This is a genomic window from Streptomyces sp. NBC_00224 (genome assembly GCF_041435195.1).
GTDB lineage: Bacteria > Actinomycetota > Actinomycetes > Streptomycetales > Streptomycetaceae > Streptomyces.
Map to the genome: position 1 here is coordinate 6,539,576 of NZ_CP108106.1, position 25,195 is coordinate 6,564,770.

Sequence of the window (25,195 nt, forward strand, 5' to 3'; positions counted from 1 at the left end):
TCGGCAAGGGGTCTTGACGGCGGCTTCACCCTACCCGCCCCACAGGCACCCTCGGTCAACAGGCATAGTAGGGGGCCGGTCTGACAATCGAGGCCCGGGGACCGCAGGACCAGGTCCGATCAGGGGGCCGCGCGGGGAGAGACAGAGGCGCATGGCATCACGGCGGGACGAGCTCAACGCGTACACCTTTGCGAAGAAGCGCACGGTGGCGGCGTTTCTGCAACCGTCTCCCACGGGCACGGAGGAAGGTGCTCCGCGCCCGCTGAAGGCCATCGTGCCGAGCGTGATCGTGGCCGCGCTCTGCCTCGCCGGCTTCGGCGCCTGGGGGATGTTCAAGCCCAAGGCGCCGCAGGGCTGGGACACCCCCGGCGCCAAGGTGATCGTCGGCAAGCAGTCGACGACCCGTTACGTCGTCCTGTCCACCGGCAAGGGCAAGGACAAGAAGGTCCTGCTCCACCCGGTGCTCAACCTGGCCTCGGCGCGGCTGATGCTCGATCCGCAGAAGTTCGACGTCATCCAGGTCAGCGACGACATCCTGGACTCGGGCAAGCTCTCGCGCGGCCCGATCCTGGGCATTCCGTACGCCCCGGACCGGCTGCCCGGCGCGACCGAGGCCGGCAAGGCCAAGCGCTGGGCGGTCTGCGAGCAGCCCGGCGGCGGCAAGGACTCGGTCCAGAAGGCCGCGTTCGTCTTCGCCGACCGCGACTTCAAGCTGACCGACGACAAGCGCCGACTCGCCGGCGGCCAGGTGCTCTACGTCCAGGGCCAGAAGAACAAGGCCCGTTACGTGGTGGACGCCAAGGGCACCAAGTACCTGGTCAAGGGCGCCCCCGGTGATCTGCTCGCGCGTACGCTCTTCGGCGCCGACGAGCAGCCGCAGCCCGTCACCGACGACTGGCTGGCCACCCTCGGCGACGGCACCCCGGTCGACTTCCCGGCGATCCCCGGCACCGTAGGCGCCCCGGCGGGCACCGGCGGCGGCCTCTCGCCGCAGGAGGACAAGGTCGGCATGGTGCTGCGCGCCCAGACCGGCGCGGGCCCCCAGCAGTACGTAGTACTACAGGGGAAGGTCCAGCCCGTCTCCGACTTCACGGCCTGGCTGCTGCTCAACTCCCCGCAGACCACGAAGCTCGGCATGCGCGGCGACGTCAAGGATGTCGACGCGGCCTCCATCGCCCCCAAGCCCGACTACTTCGGCGCCGCCAACAACTGGCCGGAGAAGAAGGCGAAGCAGGTCAACGCGGGCGGCGGCGCGGCCGCTCCGGGCGCGCGGAGCACCGTGTGCAGCGTGCTGCGCAAGGTCGACGACAAGGGCGGCACCACGCTCTCCACCTGGGCGGGCACCGAGTACCCGGCGGCCATCACCGCGGGCGGCACCAGCACATACGTCACCCCCGGCACGGGCCTGCTCTACACCCAGGTGCAGGGCAAGCAGACCAAGCCGGACGGCTCGCTCTTCCTGGTGACCGACACCGGGCTGCGGTACGCGGTGCAGGCCAACGGGGACAGCGACGCCGCCCGCTCCGACATCGGCACCGGCGACCAGCAGAAGCAGGACGACGGCCGTCCCGAGCCGAGCCAGGCGCAGCAGCGCCTCGGATACGAGAAGGTCACCCCGGCCCTGGTGCCCATCAACTGGTCGGAGTTCCTGTCCAAGGGCCCGCGGCTCGACACCAACAGCGCCCGCCAGCCCCAGGGCTCGTAGGGAAGGACTGACCTCAGTGTCGATGGTGAAGCCATACAGGAAGCCGGTGTTGGTGGGCGTGGCCACGGCCGTCGCCTCGCTGGCGCTCGCCCCGTCCGCGTACGCGGCCCCCGCACCCGTGCCGCCCGCCCTCGGGGTCGACGGCAGCGGCGAGTGCACCTTCCCCATGAAGAAGCAGATCGAGGGCCGGCCCTGGTCGCTCCAGCGGGTGCTCTTCGACGAGCTGTGGCAGGACACCAAGGGCAAGGGCGTACGGGTCGCGGTCATCGACACCGGTGTCGACATCGCCAACCCGCAGCTGAAGTCCGCGGTCGACGCCAAGAGCGGCAAGGACTACCTCAAGCCCGAGAAGAACGGCTCCGGCGAGCAGAACGACAAGCGGGGCAAGACCGGCGGCACGGTCGACGAGGTCGGCCACGGCACCAAGGTCGCGGGCATCATCGCCGCGCGCCCCCGCGCGGGCACCGGCTTCGTCGGCCTGGCGCCCGAGGCCACGATCATCCCGATCCGCCAGAACGACGAGAAGAACAGCGGCAAGACGGACACGATGGCGGACGCGATCGACCACGCGATCGCGCAGCACGCCGACGTCATCAACATCTCGCAGGACACGACCGAGCCGCAGGGGCCCAACTCGGTCCTCGCCAAGGCCGTTCGGCGCGCACTGGACAAGCAGATCGTGGTGGTCGCCTCGGCGGGCAACGACGGCATGGACGGCAAGGCGAAGGACACCTATCCGGCGGCCTTCCCGGGCGTGCTCGCCGTCGCGTCCTCGGACCGCAACAACGAGCGCGCGGTGTTCTCGCAGCCGGGCACGTTCGTCGGGGTCGCGGCGCCCGGCGTCGACGTCGTCTCGACCGTGCCGGGCAACGGCCAGTGCTCGGACAACGGAACGAGCTTCTCCGCCCCGTACGTCGCCGGGGTCGCCGCGCTGCTGCGCGCCAAGTACCCGTACGCGACGACGAAGTGGACGGCCGCGCAGATCATCGCGCGGATCGAGCAGACGGCGGAGCGCTCCGTCAACGGGCACGACAACTTCGTCGGGTGGGGCGTGGTCGACCCGGTCCGCGCGGTGACCGCCGACTCGCCCCCGGAGGCGGCCGCGCACCCGGACCCCGGCCCGCCCAAGGCCGCGGCCCCGGACGTGACCGCGCTGGCGCTCTCCGAGACGCCCCAGGAGCGCAACGAGCGGTACGCCACGTACGCGTTGGGCATCGCCGCCCTGCTCGTGGCGGTGGTCGCGGGCACCGCGACGGTGATCCGGGACGCCCGGAAACGGGGTTTGCAGAAGGTGAACGGGGTGAACGGGGTGAACAGGGTTTCGGGACGAACCTGAGACGTCTTTGAGTACGGATACTCATTCGGCTCCGAAACCGGAGTGACTAGAGTGATCACATGCTTCGCGCGCTTCACGAGTGTGACGAAGCGACAGCGGTAGCGCGGCACCGGTGGCAGAGCGGTGCCGACGGGGATTTACGGGGAGGAACAGTGGCCGAGCCGAACGGTGGCGGCAGCGGCGGCAAGGGCAGTGGCGGCGGAAAGCCGGACCTGGGCGTCGACGGGGTGAGCCTCGCCGACTTCAAGGGCCGCATGGAGCAACTGCTGCGCAGCCTGGACCAGTCCCCGGCCCGCCACACCAAGATCGCCGACCAGCGGGTGCAGCCCGCCTCGTACGGCAAGGGGTTCGCGGCCGCGGACGAGCTGCACAAGGCGTACGACAAGGTCCGTACGAACCTGGAGCGGCTCACCAAGATCTTCGGTGACCAGATCGAGGGCATGGGCATCGCGGTGCACATCGCGGACAAGGGCTACGGCGGGATCGACGTGGACGAGGCCCACCGCTACCAGGCCATCCGCAAGGAGACGGAGACGTACTACGAGTCTCCGGCGGCCGGTACGAAGGCCCCCGACAAGGGTCCTGGCGCGCAGGGCCCCGGGCAGGGCCCCGACAAGGGTGGCAAGGGCAACGACGCCGACTCCGGCGGCTTGAAGTAAAGGGGGCACAACGATGGCGACGGACGAGTTCGAGGGCATGACTCTCGAAGCCCTCAACGCGATGCTGGCGTCGGCCAAGCCGGGCGAACTGACCGGCGCGGCCGAGACGCTGGCCGCCGCGGCGCCCGACATCGCGGACATCGCGCGGGACCTGCGCTGGTACATCGACCAGGTCAAGTGGCACGGCGCCGGTGGCGACGCGTTCCGCGAGTGGGGCCGCGGCATGGTGTCGGAGACGCTGGTGCTGGCCGAGTACGCGGGCGTCGTCGGCCAGGAGATGGCCCACGCGGGCCAGGCCCTGACCGAGGCGAAGGCGGCGGTCCCGGCGTCGGACGGCATGTGCTACGCCGACCCCGAGAAGGAGAAGGCGCGCCTGAAGGCGCTGGGGCCGAAGACGAACGAGGCGATCAACCAGCTGAACCGGTTGTCGTCGTACTACAACGCGTCGAAGGATCGGATCTCGGCGCAGCCTGAGCCTAAGTTTGCGCCGTTGCCGGCCGGTGGCGGCGTCAGCGAGGGGAAGACGAGTTACGGCTCGGACGGGTCTGGGGCCGGCGGGACTGGCGGAGGATCGACAGGTCACACCTCCTCGGCGGTCGGCGGCACGCACGGCTACGGCACGACGGGGACGACGGGTACGACAAGCTCCCCCTCGCACACCACCGTCGCCTCGACCTTCACCCCGCACGAACCGGCGGGTACCGCCATCGACTCCGTGACGGTGACCCCGCCTCCGGAGACCACGACGCGTCCTACCGTGCCTACGGGTCCCACGCACGTGCAGGGGCAGACGCCGGTTCTCACGCCGCCGCCGGTCCTGCCCGGACCGCTCGGGAAGGGCGGCCTGGAGCGGCCGACCACGATGCCCCGCGTGCCTGGCGAGGGACCGGCCACCGGTCGCTCGACCGGAGGACTGCGCGGTCCGGGTATCGCTCGTCCGAGTGGTCTTCCGGGCACCACGCGCGGGATCACCCCCGAGGGCATCACCGGCGGGCGTCCCACGCCGCCGACCGGCCGTGGCTCGACGCCCCGGCTCCCGATGGGCACGGTCGTGGGCGAGGAGCGCGCTGGTACCGGCATGGGCCGTGGGCCCATGGGTGGCGGCATGGGGCACGGCCCCGGCGGTGCGCCGCGTGGCGCCACCGGTATGGGCGGTCGCAGGCTGGCCTCCGAGCCGGGTGGAACTGTTGGTGCTCCGCGTGCGTCTCTCGGCGGGCGTGGTGAATTCACCCCCGGTGGTACGGGGTTGGTGAACGGCAACAAGCGAGGCACGGACCGGCGTCGTTCCACTTCTTCCGAGGCCCCCGACTACCTGGTCGAGGACGAGGAGACGTGGGCGATGGACCACCGCAAGGTCGTCCCGCCGGTCGTCGACTGACGTACGCAAACCATCGCCGCTCAAGGAGTCCGCAGTCCCATGTTCAGCTCAGCCCGCGCAGTGCGCAGCCGCCCGGCACTTCTCGGTGCCGCGCTGGCTGCGGTGCTGGCCTGCTCGGTCGGCACCGCGCCGACGGCGCTGGCCGACGACATGCGGCCCAAGCAGTGGTACCTGGACGCGATGGACGCGGACGCCATCTGGAAGGTCAGCACCGGCAAGGGCATCACGGTCGCGGTGGTCGACAGTGGTGTCCGGTCCGAGCCGGAACTGACCGGACGTGTCCTGGACGGCCGTGACTTCACTGGAGCGGGTGGCTCCCTGAACGACGCGGACGGGCACGGCACGGATATGGCGGTGACCATTTCCGGCAGTGGCATCGGCGGCGGCGTCAAGGGGCTGGCACCCGACGCGAAGGTCCTTTCCGTCAGGGTGGCCGTCAAAGATCATGAGTTCGGCGGAATGGAGACGCTGGCCAAGGGGATCCGCTTTGCGGCCGACAGCGATGCCCGCGTCATCAATGTCTCGCGTGCGGGCGACTTCCCGGGCGCTGCGGCGAAGCAGGTACTCGCCTCCGCCGTCGACTACGCCCTCTCCAAGGGCAAGTTGATCTTCGCCGGTTCCGGCAACGGCGGTGACAAGGGCAACCCGATCGAGTACCCGGCCGCAACCCCCGGCGTTGTGGCGGTCGGCTCGGTCGGCACCGACGGCAAGCTGTCCAAGTTCTCCAGCACCGGCAGCCATGTCGGGCTCGCCGCGCCGGGCGACAAGATCCCGGCGCACTGCAGCGACGGCAACGGCTACTGCGAGGCCCGGGGAACCAGTTACGCCACCGCCCTAACCTCCGCCACAGCCGCCCTGATCTGGTCCGCCCACCCCGGCTGGACCGGCAACCAGGTGCTGCGCGTGATGATGGAGACCGCCGGGCACAACGGCAAGGTGCCGAGCCAGTACATCGGGTACGGCACCGTCCGCCCCGCCCAGGTCCTCCTCAAGGGCAACGGCAACCCGGGCCCCGCCGACGTAAATCCGCTGCTCGCCGCCCGGGGTGGCGCGGCAGCCACGACTTCCCCCTCTCCCGCAGACACAGCAGACAAGGGGGCAGGCGCCGGCGGCCAGGAGGCGCCGAAGGCCGAGAAGGCCGACGGGGAGTCGAAGGACTCCGCGCCCTGGACCGTCATCGCCATCATCGCCGCGGCCGCCGTCCTCATCGGCGGCGCCTTCGCGGCGGTACGTGTACGCAACAAGCGAGCGTGAACACTCGCTCGGACACTCACGAGAGGGAAGAGAATGAGCTCCAATCCCGGTGGTCAGAGCATTGGCTACGAGGCCGTCACCAAGGCCAAGAACGCCATTGAGGAAACCGCCCACGACATGAGCCAGCAGATCCGTGTGCTGGCCGACGCGATCGCCACGGTCGGTTCCGGGTGGTCCGGTTCCGGTGCCAGCCAGTTCGTGACCGCCCAGGACACGCTGAACCGGCGCCACGACGACATCCGCCGCAAGCTGGACGTCCTCTACAACGCCGTGATCGGGACGAAGAACCTCAACCAGGAGAACGACGAAGAGGTCGACGCCGCGTTCCGGGCGATCAACGCGGAGGGCGGCGCCACCAGCGGCGGCGTGCCCAACACCTCCGGCCTGAACAGCCTCTAGGCGTTCCAAGGCACTCTGAGGAACTCCGAGGCACCCTTCCGGCGTTCCGGCGCCGCACGCGCCGCGGCTCATCCGCGTACGTACATACGTACGCACCCAGCACACTTCAGACTTCGTTCAGACTTCACGAGGAGCAGACATGGGCGACACGGGTCCCGACCTCAAGATTCGGTATGAGAACGTCCAGGAGATCGCGAACAGCATCCGCGCCATCTCCAAGCGCATCACGGACGACCTCGGTCGCATGGAGGCGGCCGTCAACGTCGTCGCCGCCACCTGGGACGGCGAGGCGCACGGTCAGTACCTGAAGGTCCAGAAGGACTACCGGGCCGACGCGAACGACATCCAGCAGACGCTGGAGAAGATCGCCAGGACGATCGAGACCGGCAAGGAGAGCTACCACGCGACCGACCTGAAGGCGTCGCGGCTCTTCACCGAGGGCTACTGATCCAAGGGCAGGCGCAGGGAAAGGGGGTCACGCCCGCATCGGGCGTGACCCCCTTCCGTATACCCGATACCCGCTCACGGCTCCGTCAGGAGCCTCAGCGCAGGTCGAACTCGCCGTCCCGCGCTCCCAGGACGAACGCGGTCCACTCCGCCTCCGTGTAGCGCAGCACGGTGTCCGGGTCGAGCGACGACCGCATCGCGACGGCACCGCCGGGCAGATGGGCGATCTCCACCCGCTCCTCGGCCTCTTCGGTGCCGGGTGCGCTCACCCACTCCACGCCCGCGATGTCCAGGGCGTAGAGCTCTTCCTTCTCACGTTCGCTGCCCATGTAGCACGTTCCCTTCGAAGTTCAGTGCCTGTCAGCGTAGTTGGAGCGGGCGGGTCGTACCGCCCGTTCCCACTACTGTCACCGCCCGGCCGTCACTGCTCCGGGAGCCAGCCCAGCTGCACCAGCGGTGTGCCGCGCTTGCGGGAGACGAAGTAGCCGCGGCCCTGCGGCATCGGGCGGGGGCGGACGTTGCCGAGGACGTCGCCCTCGTTCGGGTCGCCGGACAGGACCACGCCCTGCGCGCCGAGCTCCTTGATGCGCTGCATGAAGGACTCGTACATCGAGCGGGACGCGCCCGCCGAGCTGCGGGCGATGATGAAGCGGACGCCGACGTCCCGGGAGAACGGCAGGTTCTCCACCATCACCGAGAGCGGGTTGCCCGCGTTCGTCGAGACCAGCTCGTAGTCGTCGACGATGATGAAGACCTGCGGGCCCGTCCACCAGGAGCGGTCGCGCAGCTGCTGCGGTGTCACGTCCGCCGGGGGCTGGCGGCGCACCATCAGGTCCGCCAGGGCGTTCATGTGCATCTCCAGCGCGCTGGACAGCGGCGCGTACTCCAGCAGATGCGTGTCCGGGACCACGTCCAGGAGCGAGCGGCGGTAGTCACCGACCACGATCTTCGCCTCGTCCGGCGAGTACCGCTCGGAGATCTTCTGGGCGAGGTGGCGCAGCAGCGCCGTCTTGCCCGACTCGCTCTCGCCGAAGACGAGGAAGAACGGGTCGGTCTCGAAGTCGACGAACACCGGCTCCAGATTGGTCTCGTCGATGCCGATCGCCACACCGTGCTGCGGGTACTCGAAGCCCTTCGGCAGCTGGTCGGCCGGGAGCCTGCGGGGGAGCAGCCGGACGGTCGGGGCCGCCGGGCCCTGCCACGCCTCCTTGACCGTGCGCACGAACGCCTCGGTCGCCTCGGAGAGCGTCTCGGGCTCGCACGAGCCGTCCATGCGCGGCAGCGACGACATGAAGTGCAGCTTCTCCGCGACCTGGCCGCGGCCCGGCATGCCCACCGGCACGTTCGCGGCGACCTTGCGGTCGAACTCGGAGTCCATAGAGTCGCCGAGCCGCAGTTCGAGCCGGCCCAGGATCTGGTCCTTGAGCGCGGCGCGCACCTCCATGTAGCGGGAGGCGGTGAGGATGACGTGGATGCCGTAGCCGAGGCCCCGGCTCGCGATGTCCTGGACGACGCCGTCGAGCATCTCGTAGTCGCCGCGGAACGCGCCCCAGCCGTCGATGACCAGGAACACGTCGCCCCAGGCCTCGCCCGGCAGCTCACCGGCCGCGCGGCGGCGCCGGTAGGTGGAGATGGAGTCGATGCCGTTGGCGCGGAAGAATTCCTCGCGCCGGTTCAGCACGCCCGCGACCTCCGCCACCGTACGCCGCACCCGCTCGGGGTCCAGGCGCGAGGCGATGCCGCCCACGTGCGGCAGGTCGGCGACGGCCGACAGACCGCCACCGCCGAAGTCGAGCCCGTAGAACTGCACTTCGTGCGGGGTGTGGGTGAGTGCGAACGACGAGATCAGGGTGCGCAGCAGCGTCGACTTGCCGGACTGCGGGCCGCCGACGAGCAGCATGTGGCCCGCCGCGCCCGAGAAGTCCCGGTAGAGCACCTCGCGGCGCTGCTCGAAGGGCTTGTCGATGAGGCCGAGCGGCACGATCAGACCGCCGGGGCGGGTGTACTCCGTCGCGTTCAGACCGCGCTCCGCCGTCGTCGCGATGCCCGGCAGCAACTGGTCGAGCGAGGGCGCGTCGTCCAGCGGGGGCAGCCACACCTGGTGGGCCGGCACGCCCTGCCCCTCCAGGCGCCGCACGATCACGTCGAGCACCGTGTCGGCCAGCGCGTCGTCCTCGCCCGGGCCCCTGAGGGCCGCCGGGTCGGGCGCCGCGTAGACGACCGGCACCGGGGTCGCGGTGAACAGCGCGGGGCGCCGCTCGATGGGCAGCGGGCCCACCGACAGGTCGGGGCCGCCGGAGCGGTAGGTGCCCGACACGTACGCCGCCTTGAAGCGGACCATCTCGTCCGTGCCGAACTTGAGGTAGCCCGAGCCCGGCACCGACGGCAGGTGGTAGGCGTCGGGGACACCGAGCGCCGTGCGCGACTCGGCCGCCGAGAAGGTGCGCAGACCCACGCGGTACGAGAGGTACGTGTCGAGGCCGCGCAGCTTGCCCTCCTCCAGGCGCTGCGAGGCCAGCAGCAGGTGCACGCCCAGGGAGCGGCCGATGCGGCCGATCTGGATGAACATGTCGATGAAGTCGGGCTTGGCGGTGAGGAGTTCGGAGAACTCGTCGATCACCAGGACCAGCGAGGCCAGCGGCTCCAGCGGGGCGCCCGCGGCGCGCGCCTTCTCGTAGTCGTGCATGTTGGCGTAGTTGCCCGCCGAGCGCAGCAGCTCCTGGCGGCGCTGGAGCTCGCCGCGGATCGCGTCGCCCATGCGGTCGACCAGGGTGAGGTCGTCCGCCAGGTTGGTGATGACCGCCGCCACGTGCGGCATCTGCGACATACCGGTGAAGGTCGCGCCGCCCTTGAAGTCCGCGAGGACGAAGTTCAGCGTCTCCGAGGTGTGGGTGACCGCGAGGCCGAGCACCAGGGTGCGCAGCAGCTCCGACTTGCCGGAGCCGGTCGCGCCCACGCACAGGCCGTGCGGGCCCATACCTTCCTGCGCGGCCTCCTTGAGGTCCAGCATCACCGGCTGGCCGTCCTCGCCGACGCCGATCGGCACCCGCAGCCGCTCGGCCGTCGAGCGCGGCCGCCAGGTGCGGGCCACGTCGATGGAGCCCGCGTCGCCGAGGTTCAGCAGGTCGGTGAAGTCCAGGTTGGCGAGCAGCGGCTCGTCGTCGTCACCGCCGCCCATCTGCAGCGGCGCGAGCTGGCGGGCCAGCGCCTCGGCGGCCGGCAGCGACATCTGGTCGGGCACGCCCTCGTACGCCATGCCGAAGCCCGACTCCAGGCGCAGCCGGCCCGGCCGCACGACCACCGAGAGACCGCCGCGCGGCTCGTCGAGCTCGCCCGGCACCACCTCGATGATGGTGACGCCCTGCAGCCCCTCGGCGGCCGCGAACATCGAGTCCGGCGGCACCATCCCGCCGTCGAGCACCACTACCAGGTGCGGCTGGTCCAGGACCGGCTGGTTGTCCCGGCTGAACCGGGGCCGCCCGTCCAGCCTGCTGTGCAGCAGCAGCTCCAGTTCGCCCAGGTCGTCACCGAACAGCCGCTTCGTACCGGCCCCGTCGACCTGGCCGGGCACCTGGGTGTGCGGCAGCCACTTCGTCCAGTCCCAGCGCTCCACCGCGCCCGGCGCCGCCACCACGGCGACCATCAGGTCGTCGGCGGAGTGCAGCGTCACCAGCTGCGCCACCAGCGCGCGCGCCGCCGACTGGGAGGCGTCCGGGTCGCCGGAGACCGTCACGTGGTAGAAGGCGCGCATCGAGACCGCCATCGGCAGCCCGTCCAGCGAGCCGTGCACCGCCAGGAACTGCTGCATCGCGCCCGCGCACAGCGGCTCCAGCTCGTCCACCGGCGCCGTCTCCGGCGCTATCAGCGGGGTGGCGAGCTGCTGGGCGCCCAGGCCGATCCGGGCCTGCCCGAAGTCGTCGTCGCCGACCCGGCGCTCCCAGACCCGCGAGCCCTCCGCGACCACCGACCACAACTGCTCGGGTGCCGGGTGCAGATACAGCTGCGCGTCGCGCTGGCGGCGCGCGGTCTTGCGCACCGTACGCCGCGTCTGGGCGAGGTACTTGAGGTAGTCGCGCCGGACATCTGCCATTTGCCCCTGCGCACCCTTGCGGAACTTCACCAGCTGCGCGATCACCATCGCCAGCGTCGACACCAGCATCAGCGCGCCCATGATCTTCATGAACGGTGCCGAGTTCGGCATGAAGAAGAACACCACCGACGAGCCCATGCCGAGCATCGGCAGGAGCTGCATCAGCATCGACTCCTGCTGTCCGCGCGGCAGCTCCGGCGGCGCCTCCAGCCGCAGCTCGTCCGAGGACACTTCGGGCGGCAAGGACCGCGGCGGGCGTTTGACGACGATCTGGCTCACCGGAGCATCAATCCCTCAATACGGACGGTCACTTGCGTTCCGGCGCCCCCGTGACCGCTCATTTCGGGGACTCCCTGCGCGCGACGGTGATCCTACTTGCAGCCTGTGACACCGGAGCCCGGTAGGGTGGCGCGCGCAGTGTGCGCAACCGCGAATCAGGGGGTCCGAGGACGTGAGTACGACCGCAGCGACAGGCTTCTGCCGGGTCACGGTGGTGGCGCCCGACAGTCGCATCGATGTGGCCCTCCCGGAGGACATCGCCGTCGCCGACGTCTATCCGGAGATCCTCCGGCTCACCGGCCAGACCCAGCCGACGGGCTCACCCACCGGCTACCACCTGGTGCGCCGCGACGGCACCGTCCTCGACGGCGCCCGCACCCTCGCGGCCCAGCAGGTCCTCGACGGGGAGCTGCTGAGCCTGCGCCCGTTCGCCGAGTCGCTGCCGCCCGCCGTCTTCGACGACGTCTCGGACGCCGTCGCCTCGGCCGTCACCCGCGACCGCCATCTGTGGAGCGACGACCTGCTGCGCGGCGCCGGCCTGGTCGGCGGCGTCCTGCTGCTCGTCCTGATGGGCTTCGTCCTCTGGTACGCGGACCCGGTCGACCACGACATGCACGGCCTGCCCGGCATCATCGCGGGCTCCGCGGGACTGCTGCTCACCGCCTTCGCGGGGGTCAGGGCCCGGGTCTACTCCGACCGCGCCAGCGCCGTGGCCCTGGGCCTGGGCGCACTGCCGCTGCTGCTGATCGCCGGTTCCGGCATCATCGGCCCGGACAGCGGCGACGGACCCGGCAAGCTCCAGTTCCTGCTCGGCTGCGTCACCGTCCTGGTCGCCTCGGTGTCCCTGGTCGTCCTCACCCCGAGCGGCGACGCCCCGTTCGTGGCGGCCACCTTCCTGGCCGCCACCGGCACCCTCGCCACGTTCGTTGCGATCCTCACCGAGTCCACCGCCACCCGGACGGCCGCGGTGTGTGCCCCGGTCGCCATCGGCCTGGTCGCCTTCCTGCCGGGCCTCTCCGCCCGCTTCGCCCGGCTCCCCATCGGCTACGCCTCCCCGCGCAGCGCCGCCGCCGACGACTTCGGCGCCGAGCCCAGCAGCGCCCCCGACGCCCGCCCCGTCGACGCCGAGCGCATCGCCGCCCAGGCCCGGCGCGGCCACGAGATGCTGCTCGGCCTGGTCGGCGGCTGCGCCGCGACCGTGGTCGGCTCCGCCGCCGTCCTCGGCTTCTCGCACAGCGTCTACGGCCAGCTCCTCGCGCTCACCGCCGGGCTCGCCATGCTGCTGCGCGCGCGTCTGTTCCGCTACACCTCGCAGGTCGCCTGCGTCCTGGTGGCCGGGATCGCCGCGATCGCCCTGCTGGTCCTCGGCCTCTCCCTGAACCCGCCCGGCGACCTGCTGTACGACTTCGTCCGCTACGGCGACCGGGGCTCCCTCGACATCCGTACGATCTGGCTCTCCGCGGCCGTCGCGGCCGGCGCCGCCCTGATCACCGCCATCGGCCTGATCATCCCGAAGAAGGGCCTCTCGCCGTTCTGGGGCCGCACCCTCGACCTCGCCGAGGGCGCCGTGCTGCTCTCGCTGGTCCCGCTCTGCCTGGCCGTGCTCGACATCTTCGACCGGGCCCGCTCGCTCACCAGCGGCTGACACTCCCGAGCGGGCGCCCCCCGGGACACGCCCGGGGGCGAGCGACCCCCGATCGGACGAGTCCCGGCGTACTGGTACGCTGTGTGACGGCCGTTTGTGTACGCGTCTTCGGATTCTTCTGAAGGCTGCGCCCAGCGGATCCCCGCCTCCCGAGTAACGGAAGCTCCCCTGAGACCAAGACCAGGGGCACTCGGTGGCACATTTTGACTACGAGGAGTACCGAGTGTCTCTCGACGCCGCTACGAAGAAGCAGATCATGTCCGAGTTCGGCCAGAAGGAGGGCGACACCGGCTCCCCCGAGGTTCAGGTCGCCATGCTCTCCCGCCGCATCTCGGACCTGACCGAGCACCTCAAGACCCACAAGCACGACCACCACTCCCGTCGTGGTCTGCTGATCCTGGTGGGCCAGCGCCGCCGCCTGCTGCAGTACCTGGCCAAGAAGGACATCCAGCGCTTCCGTACGCTGGTCGACCGCCTGGGCATCCGCCGCGGTGCGGCCGGCGGCGCCAAGTAAGTCGCCGTGAAGGGAGCGGTTCCCACCTATTAGGGGGCCGCTCCCTTTGCTGTACGTGCGGGACGTACCGGACGCTCAGTAGTCTGGTCGTACAACGCACCACACAATGAGCGAGAAGCCTCCTCCCGCCGCCGGTCCTCGGTAGTGGCCTCCGGGGAGACAACGCCCCCGGATGCTTCGATCGAAGACCGGCCCGCAGCCCAGGAGGGCTTCTCCGCCACACCGTCCCCCCGCCACACGGGCCCGGGGACGAAAGACGATGAGTATCGGAGAAAACGCTAGTGGAGAACGAGACCCACTACGCCGAGGCCGTTATTGACAACGGATCCTTCGGCACCCGCACCATCCGCTTCGAGACGGGCCGCCTGGCCAAGCAGGCCGCCGGCTCCGCCGTCGCGTACCTGGACGACGACACGATGGTCCTGTCGGCCACGACCGCGTCCAAGAAGCCCAAGGACCAGCTCGACTTCTTCCCCCTGACGGTGGACGTCGAGGAGCGGATGTACGCGGCCGGCAAGATCCCCGGCTCCTTCTTCCGCCGGGAGGGCCGCCCCTCCGAGGACGCGATCCTCACCTGCCGCCTGATCGACCGCCCGCTGCGCCCGTCCTTCAAGAAGGGCCTGCGCAACGAGATCCAGGTCGTCGCCACGATCATGGCGCTCAACCCCGACCACCTGTACGACGTGGTCGCCATCAACGCCGCCTCCTGCTCCACGCAGCTGGCCGGCCTGCCCTTCTCCGGCCCGATCGGCGGCGTCCGCGTCGCGCTGATCCGCGGCCAGTGGGTGGCCTTCCCGACGCACACCGAGCTTGAGGACGCCGTCTTCGACATGGTCGTCGCGGGTCGCGCCCTTGAGGACGGCGACGTCGCGATCATGATGGTCGAGGCCGAGGCCACCGACAAGACGATCCAGCTGGTCAAGGGCGGCGCCGAGGCGCCGACCGAGGAGGTCGTCGCCGCCGGTCTGGACGCCGCGAAGCCCTTCATCAAGGTGCTCTGCAAGGCCCAGGCCGAGCTCGCCGCCAAGGCCGCGAAGCCGACCGGCGAGTTCCCGGTCTTCCTCGACTACCAGGACGACGTCCTGGAGGCGCTCACCGCCGCGGTCAAGGGCGAGCTCGCCCAGGCGCTGACCATCGCGGGCAAGCTGGACCGCGAGGCCGAGCTGGACCGCGTCAAGGAGCTGGCCGCCGAGAAGCTCCTGCCGGCCTTCGAGGGCCGCGAGAAGGAGATCTCCGCCGCGTACCGCGCGCTGACCAAGAAGCTGGTCCGCGAGCGCGTCATCAAGGACAAGGTCCGCATCGACGGCCGCGGGATCACGGACATCCGTACCCTGGCCGCCGAGGTCGAGGCCATCCCGCGCGTGCACGGCTCGGCGCTGTTCGAGCGTGGCGAGACCCAGATCCTGGGCGTCACCACCCTCAACATGCTCCGTATGGAGCAGCAGCTGGACACCCTTTCCCCGGTGACCCGCAAGCGCTACATGCACAACTACAACTTCCCGCCGTACTCGGTCGGCGAGACCGGCCGCGTGGGCTCGCCCAAGCGCCGCGAGATCGGCCACGGCGCGCTCGCCGAGCGCGCGATCGTGCCGGTCCTGCCGACGCGCGAGGAGTTCCCGTACGCGATCCGTCAGGTGTCCGAGGCCCTCGGCTCCAACGGCTCGACGTCCATGGGCTCGGTCTGCGCCTCCACCATGTCGCTGCTGAACGCCGGTGTGCCGCTCAAGGCCCCCGTCGCCGGTATCGCCATGGGTCTGATCTCCCAGGAGATCGACGGCAAGACGCACTACGTCGCCCTCACCGACATCCTCGGTGCGGAGGACGCCTTCGGCGACATGGACTTCAAGGTCGCCGGTACGAAGGAGTTCGTCACCGCCCTCCAGCTCGACACCAAGCTGGACGGCATCCCGGCCTCCGTCCTGGCCGCGGCCCTCAAGCAGGCCCGCGACGCCCGCCTCCACATCCTCGACGTGATGATGGAAGCGATCGACACGCCGGACGAGATGTCCCCGAACGCCCCGCGGATCATCACCGTCAAGATCCCGGTGGACAAGATCGGTGAGGTCATCGGCCCCAAGGGCAAGATGATCAACCAGATCCAGGAGGACACCGGCGCCGAGATCACGATCGAGGACGACGGCACCATCTACATCGGTGCCCAGGTCGGCTCGCAGGCCGAGGCCGCCCGCGCCACGATCAACGCGATCGCCAACCCGACCATGCCGGAGGTCGGCGAGCGTTACCTGGGTACGGTCGTCAAGACCACCACCTTCGGTGCCTTCGTCTCCCTCATGCCCGGCAAGGACGGTCTGCTGCACATCTCGCAGATCCGCAAGCTCGCCGGTGGCAAGCGCGTGGAGAACGTCGAGGACGTGCTCGCGGTCGGCTCCAAGGTCCAGGTGGAGATCGCGGAGATCGACTCCCGCGGCAAGCTCTCGCTGATCCCGGTCGTCGAGGGTGAAGACGGCGACGAGACGAAGGACGACACCGACAAGTGACGTCCCGTAGCTCCAAGGCGACGGCCCGCATCTCTTCGGAGGCGCGGGCCGTCGCCCGTACCCAAACGCTTCTCCAGGGCACCAACGGCATCGGCACCGTCCGCCGCACGACCCTTCCCGGCGGCCTGCGCGTCGTCACCGAAACGCTGCCCTCCGTACGGTCGGCGACCTTCGGCATCTGGGTCCAGGTCGGCTCCCGCGACGAGACGCCCACGCTCAACGGCGCCACGCACTATCTGGAGCACCTCCTCTTCAAGGGCACGCGCAAGCGCAGCGCCCTCGACATCTCCTCCGCGATCGACGCGGTCGGCGGCGAGATGAACGCCTTCACGGCGAAGGAGTACACCTGCTACTACGCGCGCGTGCTCGACACCGATCTGCCGCTGGCGATCGACGTCGTCTGCGACATGCTGACCGGCTCCCTCATCCTCGAAGAGGACGTGGACGCCGAGCGCGGGGTCATCCTCGAAGAGATCGCGATGACCGAGGACGACCCGGGCGACTGCGTGCACGACCTGTTCGCGCACACGATGCTCGGCGACACCCCGCTGGGCCGCCCGGTCCTCGGCACGGTCGACACGATCAACGCGCTGACCCGGGCGCAGGTCGCCCGCTTCTACAAGAAGCACTACGACCCGCGCCACCTGGTCGTCGCGGCCGCCGGAAACGTCGACCACGCCACCGTCGTACGCCAGGTCCGCAAGGCGTTCGAGAAGGCCGGCGCGCTCACCCGTACGGACGCGGTCCCGGTCGCCCCGCGCGAGGGCGTCCGCACCCTGAAGACGGCGGGCCGCGTCGAGCTCCTCAACCGGCGCACCGAGCAGGCGCACGTCGTCCTCGGCATGCCGGGCCTGGCCCGCACCGACGAGCGCCGCTGGGCGCTCGGCGTGCTGAACACGGCCCTGGGCGGCGGTATGTCGTCCCGCCTCTTCCAGGAGGTACGGGAGAAGCGCGGCCTCGCCTACAGCGTGTACTCGTACACCTCGGGCTTCGCCGACTGCGGCCTCTTCGGCGTGTACGCGGGCTGCCGCCCCAGCCAGGTCCACGACGTCCTCAAGATCTGCCGGGACGAGCTGGACCGGGTCGCCTCGGACGGACTGTCGGACGAGGAGATCGGCCGCGCGGTCGGCCAGCTCTCCGGCTCGACCGTCCTGGGCCTTGAGGACACGGGCGCGCTGATGAACCGCATCGGCAAGAGCGAGCTGTGCTGGGGCACCCAGATGTCGGTCGACGACATGCTGGCCCGGATAGCCGCGGTCACCCCGGACGACGTCCGCGAGGTGGCCCGTGATGTGCTGGGCCGGCGTCCCTCGCTGTCCGTCATCGGCCCGCTGAAGGACAAGCAGGCCGACCGCCTCCATGAAGCGGTCTCCTGATCCGTACGTGTACGCAAGGACGTAAGGAAGCAACATGAGCAAGCTGCGCGTGGCGGTTCTCGGCGCCAAGGGCCGCATCGGTTCCGAAGCGGTACGGGCCGTGGAAGCGGCCGAGGACATGGAGCTGGTGGCCGCGCTGGGCCGGGGCGACAAGCTGGAGGCGCTCGCCGACGCGGACGCCCAGGTCGTGGTCGAACTGACCACCCCCGCCTCGGTGATGGGCAACCTCGACTTCTGTGTGCGCCACGGGATGCACGCGGTCGTCGGCACCACCGGCTGGACCGAGGACCGCCTCGCGCAGCTCACCACCTGGCTGGACGGCTCGCCGTCCACCGGTGTGCTCATCGCGCCGAACTTCTCCATCGGGGCCGTCCTGACGATGAGGTTCGCGCAGCTCGCCGCCCCCTACTTCGAGTCCGTCGAGGTCGTCGAGCTGCACCACCCCAACAAGGTGGACGCGCCGTCGGGCACCGCGACGCGCACCGCGCAGCTGATCGCGGCGGCCCGCGCCGAGGCGGGTGTCGGCCCCGCGCCGGACGCCACGGCGACGGCGCTGGACGGGGCGCGCGGCGCGGACGTCGACGGCGTGCCCGTCCACGCGGTCCGGCTGCGCGGTCTGCTGGCGCACCAGGAGGTCCTCCTGGGCGCCGAGGGCGAGACGCTGACGATCCGTCATGACTCGCTCCACCACAGCAGCTTCATGCCGGGCATTCTGCTCGGCGCGCGCCGCGTGGTGACCACTCCGGGCCTGACCTTCGGCCTGGAACACTTCCTCGACCTGAACTGAGCTGGACTGCCGGTCATGCGCGCAAAGATCACTTACTTCGTCACGGCTGCCGTCCTGGTCTTCTACTTCCTCCTGGTCGGCAGCCGGGGCCTGATGCTCATCCAGGACGGCAAGCTGATCACCGTCACCATGGGGATCGCGGTCCTGGTGCTGCCGCTGATCGGCATCTGGTTCCTCTGGGCCAACACCCGCTTCGTGACCCGGGCCAACGCCCTCGCCGCCGAACTGGAGGCCGAGGGCGGTCTACCGGTCGACGAACTGGTCCGCACCCCGGCCGGCCGCATCGACCGTGACTCGGCCGACGAGGTCTTCGCCCGCCGCAAGGCCGAGACGGAGGACGCGCCGAACGACTGGCGCTGCTGGTTCCGCCTGGCCGTGGCCTACCAGGACGCCCGCGACACCCCTCGCGCCCGCCAGGCGATGCAGCGAGCGATCACGCTGCGGGAGGCCGCGGAGTAGTCCGTACGCCGGCGCCCCGCGGCCCCGGGTCAGGGGCGCCCGTACTCCGCGCCCCAGACCTCCACCGTGTCGGCCGCCCGGTCGAACGCCTCGACGCGCGACAGGAAGTCCGCGTTGTGGTCGGTGAGCAGCACCGGAAGCGTCGCCCCGCCGCGCCTGGAGGCGAGCAGCGCCTGCCCCTGCACGGTCCGGGGCAGCCCGAGCCACCGCACCGGCTGCTGCACCGTCCGTACGTCCTCGATCTGCTGCCACGGCATCGTGGAGGTGCTCAGGAAGCGGACTCGCCGCAGCCCGGCCCGGCTGACCCAGACGCCCATCCGCAGCATCCGCAGCGCCGACGCGATCACGGCGAGGGCGACCACCAGGACCGCGAGCGCCGCGGCCGGACCGCCGGTGAACGCGATGATCACCGCGGCGAGCAGCACGAACGAGGCGAGGAGCAGCAGCACGGCGGCCGCTCCGACCCGCCAGGGGCCCGGCCGGTAGGGACGCCGCCAGCGGTCGTGGTCGTCGAAGGGCAGCGCGACGTCGTCGGCGGTCGCATCGAATGCGCGGTCGGCCGTCAGGAAGGGCAGGGGCACGACTGATCCTCACTCACAAGCACGCTCGATTGGCTGTGCCCGGTGAGGCTACCCAGGAGGCAGTCGGACGACCACTTCCGGGGGGCCGTGGGGGTGTCTCCCACGCCATTCGGGCGATGGGGGAGAGGGTCAGCGCCCGTCCGCCTGGGACTGCTGGGAGTGGCCCGGCGACTGGGCCGGTTCGAGCGCCGGCACGCCGAACAGGAGCGAGCCCGCGAGCCCGGCCACCACGGTGAGCCCGACCAGCGTACGGCCCACTATTCGGCCGGCGCCGGCACGCTCGCGCGGCGGCGGGGCGACATTGCTGCGGAAGCGGTCGGCCTCGGCGACGAACGTGAAGGGGACGGACTCCCGCCGGCGGAACATGAGGGGCTTCTCCTTGCCTCTGGGGTGGTGCACGGGCTGTGGTGGTGTGCTCGAACTGTGATGCGTCTACCGGTACAGACGTGCGGAGTTGAGGATTGGTGCCCGAATTCCCCGAATTGGCCGAAGAATTCTGTGACGGGTCGTCAGCGCGGGCCTGTCGGCGCCGGGCCACTGGAGCGGGCGCCGCCGTACCGGGTGGGCTGGTCGTACTACGAGGAGTCGGGCCGCTACCGGGAGCTCCAGCCGGTGTCGTACGTGCCGGGCGCCGAGGCCCAGCAGGAGCTACGGAGGAGCGCTGGGCGAAGCTCATGCCGCTCACCCGTGCCGCCTTCAACACCAACGGCCGCGTCGCCCCGTAAGTTGCCCGAATCGGCCCGTACGGGCACAGATGTGCGGATAGCCCGCGCAAAGTGTCCGTATTGCGGCGTTTCGTGAAGTTCATCTAGGCTGATCAAACGGACCCGGCACTGCTTGAACCCCCGAGCAGGCAGTGCCGGGCTCCCTCTGCCACGTCCCCCGAGGGGACACCGGGCGCTGAGCAGCGAGTAGCGTGTTACCCATGGCTCCGATCTCCACTCCGCAGACCCCCTTCGGGCGGGTCCTCACCGCCATGGTCACGCCCTTCACGGCGGACGGCGCACTCGACCTCGACGGCGCGCAGCGGCTCGCCGTCCACCTGGTCGACGCAGGTAACGACGGACTGATCGTCAACGGCACCACCGGCGAGTCCCCGACCACCAGCGACGCGGAGAAAGACCAGCTCGTACGGGCCGTACTGGAAGCGGTCGGAGACCGGGCCCACGTCGTAGCCGGCATCGGCACCAATGACACGCGTCACACCCTGGAGCTGGCCCGCACGGCCGAACGCTCCGGCGCACACGGCCTGCTCGCCGTCACGCCGTACTACAACAAGCCCCCTCAGGAGGGCCTGTACCGGCACTTCTCGGCCATCGCCGACGCCACCGAGCTCCCGGTGATGCTCTACGACATCCCCGGCCGCAGCGGTGTCCCGATCGACACCGAAACCCTGGTGCGCCTCGCCGAGCACCCGCGTATCGTCGCCAACAAGGACGCCAAGGGCGACCTCGGCCGTGCCAGCTGGGCCATCGCCCGCTCCGGCCTCGCCTGGTACTCCGGCGACGACATGCTCAACCTGCCGCTGCTCTCGGTCGGCGCGGTCGGCTTCGTCTCCGTCGTCGGCCATGTGGTCACCCCCGAGCTGCGCGCGCTCCTCGACGCGTACCTCTCGGGCAACGTCCAGAAGGCCACCGAGATCCACCAGCGGCTGCTCCCGGTGTACACGGGCATGTTCCGTACCCAGGGAGTGATCACCACCAAGGCCGCGCTGGCCCTCCAGGGGCTGCCCGGCGGACCGCTGCGACTGCCGATGACGGAACTGACGGCGGAGGAAACCGCCCAGCTCAAGATCGATCTTGCGGCCGGCGGGGTACAGCTGTAGCCCCTGCGGGGTAGAGCTGTCACCACAGACTTCACAACTGAATACGAAGAACGAAACAGACAACAGCAAGTGCACGAATGTCATGCGCGCCACGTGCCCTATAGGTACGTGGCGTGCGTGGTGAGGAGAGTCTTTTGAGTCATCCGCATCCCGAGCTCGGCACCCCGCCGCAGCTTCCCAAGAACGGCCTGCGCGTCACCCCGCTCGGCGGCCTCGGCGAAATCGGCCGGAACATGACGGTCTTCGAGTTCGGCGGCCGCCTGCTCATCGTCGACTGCGGCGTGCTCTTCCCCGAGGAGGAGCAGCCCGGCGTCGACCTGATCCTGCCGGACTTCAGCAGCATCAGGGACCGCCTCGACGACATCGAAGGCATCGTGCTCACGCACGGCCACGAGGACCACATCGGCGGCGTCCCGTACCTGCTCCGCGAGAAGCCGGACATCCCGCTGATCGGCTCCAAGCTGACCCTCGCGCTGATCGAGGCGAAGCTCCAGGAGCACCGCATCCGCCCGTACACGCTGGAGGTCGCCGAGGGCGACCGCGAGCGCCTGGGCCCCTTCGACTGCGAGTTCATCGCGGTCAACCACTCCATCCCGGACGCCCTCGCGGTCGCCATCCGCACCCCCGCGGGCCTGGCCGTCGCCACCGGCGACTTCAAGATGGACCAGCTCCCGCTGGACGGGCGCCTCACGGACCTGCACGCCTTCGCCCGGCTGAGCGAGGAGGGCATCGACCTCCTCCTCTCCGACTCGACGAACGCCGAGGTCCCCGGCTTCGTACCGCCCGAGCGGGACATCTCCAACGTCCTGCGCACGGTGTTCGCCAACGCCGACAAGCGGATCATCGTGGCCAGCTTCGCCAGCCATGTGCACCGCATCCAGCAGATCCTGGACGCCGCCCACGAGTACGGCCGTCGGGTCGCCTTCGTCGGCCGCTCGATGGTCCGCAACATGGGCATCGCGCGCGACCTCGGCTATCTGAAGGTCCCCGCGGGCCTCGTCGTGGACGTCAAGACCCTCGACGACCTGCCGGACGACGAGGTCGTGCTGGTCTGCACCGGTTCGCAGGGCGAGCCCATGGCGGCCCTGTCCCGTATGGCCAACCGAGACCACCAGATCCGGATCGTCCAGGGCGACACCGTGATCCTGGCGTCGTCCCTGATCCCCGGCAACGAGAACGCGGTCTACCGCGTCATCAACGGCCTGACCCGCTGGGGCGCGAACGTCGTCCACAAGGGCAACGCCAAGGTGCACGTCTCGGGCCACGCCTCGGCCGGCGAGCTGCTGTACTTCTACAACATCTGCAAGCCGAAGAACCTGATGCCGGTCCACGGCGAATGGCGCCACCTGCGGGCGAACGCGGAGCTCGGAGCCCTCACCGGCGTCCCGAAGAACCACATCGTCATCGCCGAGGACGGCGTGGTCGTCGACCTGGTCGACGGCGCCGCGAAGATCGTCGGCAAGGTCCAGGCGGGTTACGTGTACGTGGACGGCCTCTCGGTCGGCGACGTCACCGAGTCCTCGCTCAAGGACCGCCGCATCCTCGGGGACGAGGGCATCATCTCGGTCTTCGTGGTCGTCGACGCGTCGAGCGGAAAGATCGTCAGCGGTCCGACGATCCAGGCACGCGGCTCCGGCATCGAGGACTCGGCGTTCACGCCGGCGCTCTCGAAGGTCGAGGAGGCGCTCAACAAGTCCGCCCAGGACGGCGTAGTGGAGCCCCACCAGCTCCAGCAGCTGATCCGCCGCTCGGTCGGCAAGTGGGTCTCGGACACCTACCGTCGCCGCCCGATGATCCTCCCGGTCGTCGTCGAGGTCTGACGACCCGTCTGACACCAACGGCGTACGCCCGGAGCGGGGCCCCTCGATTTGCGTCGGGGCGCCCCGCTCCAGTACGTTTACATCTCCTCCAGACGGGAACCCGGCACCTTCGCGTGCCTCCCGCGTCATCGACGCGGGGACAGGGAAACCGAACGGGAGGGAAATTCCGACTCAGAATCTCTGATAAAGTCGGAGTCGCCGGAAAGGGAAACGCGAAAGCGAAAACCTGGAAAGCGAATCCCGCTGACTGGGAATCGGACACGAAAGAGTCTGATAGAGTCGGAAACGAAGGAAGCGCCCGGAGGGCCCGGAAACGGGAACAAAGGAAGCGTCCGTACCTTGAGAACTCAACAGCGTGCCAAAAGTCAACGCCAGATTGACAACCCCGGCCCATCCCTTGTGGTGGGTTGGAGGTTCCTTTGAAAAGTCCTGTCGGCCCTTGTGGCGGGCAGGCAATTACACAGCGAGGACGCTGAGGACGGTCGGTCTTATTCCGACATGACTGTCCCGCTCTTTCGTGTGTGTGGACCGGATTACCGGTAAACATTCATGGAGAGTTTGATCCTGGCTCAGGACGAACGCTGGCGGCGTGCTTAACACATGCAAGTCGAACGATGAAGCCTTTCGGGGTGGATTAGTGGCGAACGGGTGAGTAACACGTGGGCAATCTGCCCTTCACTCTGGGACAAGCCCTGGAAACGGGGTCTAATACCGGATAACACTCCTGCCTGCATGGGCGGGGGTTGAAAGCTCCGGCGGTGAAGGATGAGCCCGCGGCCTATCAGCTTGTTGGTGGGGTGATGGCCTACCAAGGCGACGACGGGTAGCCGGCCTGAGAGGGCGACCGGCCACACTGGGACTGAGACACGGCCCAGACTCCTACGGGAGGCAGCAGTGGGGAATATTGCACAATGGGCGAAAGCCTGATGCAGCGACGCCGCGTGAGGGATGACGGCCTTCGGGTTGTAAACCTCTTTCAGCAGGGAAGAAGCGAAAGTGACGGTACCTGCAGAAGAAGCGCCGGCTAACTACGTGCCAGCAGCCGCGGTAATACGTAGGGCGCAAGCGTTGTCCGGAATTATTGGGCGTAAAGAGCTCGTAGGCGGCTTGTCACGTCGGATGTGAAAGCCCGGGGCTTAACCCCGGGTCTGCATTCGATACGGGCTAGCTAGAGTGTGGTAGGGGAGATCGGAATTCCTGGTGTAGCGGTGAAATGCGCAGATATCAGGAGGAACACCGGTGGCGAAGGCGGATCTCTGGGCCATTACTGACGCTGAGGAGCGAAAGCGTGGGGAGCGAACAGGATTAGATACCCTGGTAGTCCACGCCGTAAACGTTGGGAACTAGGTGTTGGCGACATTCCACGTCGTCGGTGCCGCAGCTAACGCATTAAGTTCCCCGCCTGGGGAGTACGGCCGCAAGGCTAAAACTCAAAGGAATTGACGGGGGCCCGCACAAGCAGCGGAGCATGTGGCTTAATTCGACGCAACGCGAAGAACCTTACCAAGGCTTGACATATACCGGAAACGGCCAGAGATGGTCGCCCCCTTGTGGTCGGTATACAGGTGGTGCATGGCTGTCGTCAGCTCGTGTCGTGAGATGTTGGGTTAAGTCCCGCAACGAGCGCAACCCTTGTTCTGTGTTGCCAGCATGCCCTTCGGGGTGATGGGGACTCACAGGAGACTGCCGGGGTCAACTCGGAGGAAGGTGGGGACGACGTCAAGTCATCATGCCCCTTATGTCTTGGGCTGCACACGTGCTACAATGGCCGGTACAATGAGCTGCGATGCCGTGAGGCGGAGCGAATCTCAAAAAGCCGGTCTCAGTTCGGATTGGGGTCTGCAACTCGACCCCATGAAGTCGGAGTTGCTAGTAATCGCAGATCAGCATTGCTGCGGTGAATACGTTCCCGGGCCTTGTACACACCGCCCGTCACGTCACGAAAGTCGGTAACACCCGAAGCCGGTGGCCCAACCCCTTGTGGGAGGGAGCTGTCGAAGGTGGGACTGGCGATTGGGACGAAGTCGTAACAAGGTAGCCGTACCGGAAGGTGCGGCTGGATCACCTCCTTTCTAAGGAGCACAGTACCGATTGCAGGCAAATGTTCTGCACGGTCAGCTCATGGGTGGAACGTTGACTATTC

19 protein-coding genes, 1 rRNA gene and 1 pseudogene are annotated in these 25,195 nt (G+C 69.2%); 17 read left to right on the top strand and 4 right to left on the bottom strand.

Annotated features, from left to right (window positions below):
- The first annotated feature begins 151 nt into the window (after nucleotides 1–151).
- From eccB to OG965_RS29340, 7 genes are all read left to right on the top strand, one after another.
- On the top strand, nucleotides 152–1,705 hold the full coding sequence (gene eccB / locus OG965_RS29310) for a type VII secretion protein EccB (protein WP_371655036.1): 1,554 nt from the start codon (nucleotides 152–154) through the stop codon (nucleotides 1,703–1,705).
- Between the two features lie 22 nt (nucleotides 1,706–1,727).
- Nucleotides 1,728–3,041 carry a type VII secretion-associated serine protease mycosin gene (gene mycP, locus OG965_RS29315; RefSeq protein ID WP_371655037.1) on the top strand — a complete coding sequence of 438 codons (1,314 nt, stop codon included), beginning with the start codon at nucleotides 1,728–1,730 and terminating at the stop codon, nucleotides 3,039–3,041.
- A gap of 152 nt (nucleotides 3,042–3,193) precedes the next feature.
- A complete protein-coding gene (locus OG965_RS29320) occupies nucleotides 3,194–3,700 on the top strand; it encodes a hypothetical protein (RefSeq protein ID WP_371655038.1) in 507 nt (168 codons plus the stop codon).
- A 13-nt stretch (nucleotides 3,701–3,713) separates the two neighbouring features.
- Nucleotides 3,714–5,078, top strand: coding sequence for a hypothetical protein (locus OG965_RS29325; protein ID WP_371655039.1), 1,365 nt, complete (start codon nucleotides 3,714–3,716; stop codon nucleotides 5,076–5,078).
- 39 nt (nucleotides 5,079–5,117) lie between these two features.
- Entirely contained in the window at nucleotides 5,118–6,332 is a 1,215-nt protein-coding gene (locus OG965_RS29330; protein WP_371655040.1) for a S8 family serine peptidase, read from the top strand.
- A 33-nt stretch (nucleotides 6,333–6,365) separates the two neighbouring features.
- Nucleotides 6,366–6,731 (top strand): WXG100 family type VII secretion target, encoded by a 366-nt coding sequence (locus OG965_RS29335; protein ID WP_371655041.1) that lies wholly within the window; start codon nucleotides 6,366–6,368, stop codon nucleotides 6,729–6,731.
- Between the two features lie 139 nt (nucleotides 6,732–6,870).
- On the top strand, nucleotides 6,871–7,179 hold the full coding sequence (locus OG965_RS29340; protein WP_371655042.1) for a WXG100 family type VII secretion target: 309 nt from the start codon (nucleotides 6,871–6,873) through the stop codon (nucleotides 7,177–7,179).
- A gap of 94 nt (nucleotides 7,180–7,273) precedes the next feature.
- Here the strand turns inward: OG965_RS29340 and OG965_RS29345 are convergent, their stop codons facing one another.
- Together OG965_RS29345 and eccCa are read right to left on the bottom strand one after the other, a co-directional pair.
- Nucleotides 7,274–7,507 (bottom strand): DUF397 domain-containing protein, encoded by a 234-nt coding sequence (locus tag OG965_RS29345; RefSeq protein ID WP_371655043.1) that lies wholly within the window; start codon nucleotides 7,505–7,507, stop codon nucleotides 7,274–7,276.
- Nucleotides 7,508–7,599: 92 nt separating this feature from the next.
- Nucleotides 7,600–11,547: a type VII secretion protein EccCa gene (gene eccCa, locus OG965_RS29350; protein WP_371655044.1), complete on the bottom strand. Its 3,948-nt coding sequence runs from the start codon at nucleotides 11,545–11,547 to the stop codon at nucleotides 7,600–7,602.
- Nucleotides 11,548–11,719: 172 nt separating this feature from the next.
- Here eccCa and eccD point away from each other — a divergent pair, with 172 nt between their 5' ends.
- The 6 genes from eccD (at nucleotide 11,720) to OG965_RS29380 (ending at nucleotide 18,826) form a co-directional block, all read left to right on the top strand.
- Nucleotides 11,720–13,192, top strand: a complete 1,473-nt coding sequence (eccD, locus tag OG965_RS29355) for a type VII secretion integral membrane protein EccD (RefSeq protein ID WP_371655045.1) — start codon at nucleotides 11,720–11,722, stop codon at nucleotides 13,190–13,192.
- 223 nt (nucleotides 13,193–13,415) lie between these two features.
- Nucleotides 13,416–13,706 carry a 30S ribosomal protein S15 gene (rpsO, locus tag OG965_RS29360; protein WP_344078972.1) on the top strand — a complete coding sequence of 97 codons (291 nt, stop codon included), beginning with the start codon at nucleotides 13,416–13,418 and terminating at the stop codon, nucleotides 13,704–13,706.
- Between the two features lie 281 nt (nucleotides 13,707–13,987).
- Nucleotides 13,988–16,204 (top strand): polyribonucleotide nucleotidyltransferase, encoded by a 2,217-nt coding sequence (locus OG965_RS29365; RefSeq protein ID WP_371655046.1) that lies wholly within the window; start codon nucleotides 13,988–13,990, stop codon nucleotides 16,202–16,204.
- The gene (locus OG965_RS29370; RefSeq protein ID WP_371655047.1) at nucleotides 16,201–17,580 is read left to right on the top strand and encodes a M16 family metallopeptidase; all 1,380 of its coding nucleotides are present in this window, start codon (nucleotides 16,201–16,203) and stop codon (nucleotides 17,578–17,580) included. The genes OG965_RS29365 and OG965_RS29370 overlap by 4 nt, the downstream gene beginning before the upstream one ends.
- Nucleotides 17,581–17,614: 34 nt before the next feature.
- Nucleotides 17,615–18,367: a 4-hydroxy-tetrahydrodipicolinate reductase gene (gene dapB / locus OG965_RS29375; protein WP_371655048.1), complete on the top strand. Its 753-nt coding sequence runs from the start codon at nucleotides 17,615–17,617 to the stop codon at nucleotides 18,365–18,367.
- 15 nt (nucleotides 18,368–18,382) lie between these two features.
- Nucleotides 18,383–18,826: a hypothetical protein gene (locus OG965_RS29380; protein ID WP_371655049.1), complete on the top strand. Its 444-nt coding sequence runs from the start codon at nucleotides 18,383–18,385 to the stop codon at nucleotides 18,824–18,826.
- Between the two features lie 29 nt (nucleotides 18,827–18,855).
- Here the strand turns inward: OG965_RS29380 and OG965_RS29385 are convergent, their stop codons facing one another.
- Nucleotides 18,856–19,407, bottom strand: a complete 552-nt coding sequence (locus OG965_RS29385; RefSeq protein ID WP_371655050.1) for a hypothetical protein — start codon at nucleotides 19,405–19,407, stop codon at nucleotides 18,856–18,858.
- Between the two features lie 129 nt (nucleotides 19,408–19,536).
- Nucleotides 19,537–19,773 carry a hypothetical protein gene (locus tag OG965_RS29390; RefSeq protein WP_371655051.1) on the bottom strand — a complete coding sequence of 79 codons (237 nt, stop codon included), beginning with the start codon at nucleotides 19,771–19,773 and terminating at the stop codon, nucleotides 19,537–19,539.
- A gap of 189 nt (nucleotides 19,774–19,962) precedes the next feature.
- Between OG965_RS29390 and OG965_RS29395 the strand changes: the two are divergent.
- From OG965_RS29395 to OG965_RS29410, 4 genes and pseudogenes are all read left to right on the top strand, one after another.
- Nucleotides 19,963–20,043, top strand: a pseudogene (locus OG965_RS29395) (thymidylate synthase (FAD)); the annotation flags it as partial.
- Nucleotides 20,044–20,332: 289 nt separating this feature from the next.
- A complete protein-coding gene (gene dapA, locus OG965_RS29400) occupies nucleotides 20,333–21,232 on the top strand; it encodes a 4-hydroxy-tetrahydrodipicolinate synthase (RefSeq protein ID WP_371655052.1) in 900 nt (299 codons plus the stop codon).
- Between the two features lie 134 nt (nucleotides 21,233–21,366).
- Nucleotides 21,367–23,052, top strand: coding sequence for a ribonuclease J (locus OG965_RS29405; RefSeq protein ID WP_371655053.1), 1,686 nt, complete (start codon nucleotides 21,367–21,369; stop codon nucleotides 23,050–23,052).
- 546 nt (nucleotides 23,053–23,598) lie between these two features.
- Nucleotides 23,599–25,124, top strand: a 16S ribosomal RNA gene (locus OG965_RS29410).
- The last annotated feature ends 71 nt before the right edge of the window (nucleotides 25,125–25,195 follow it).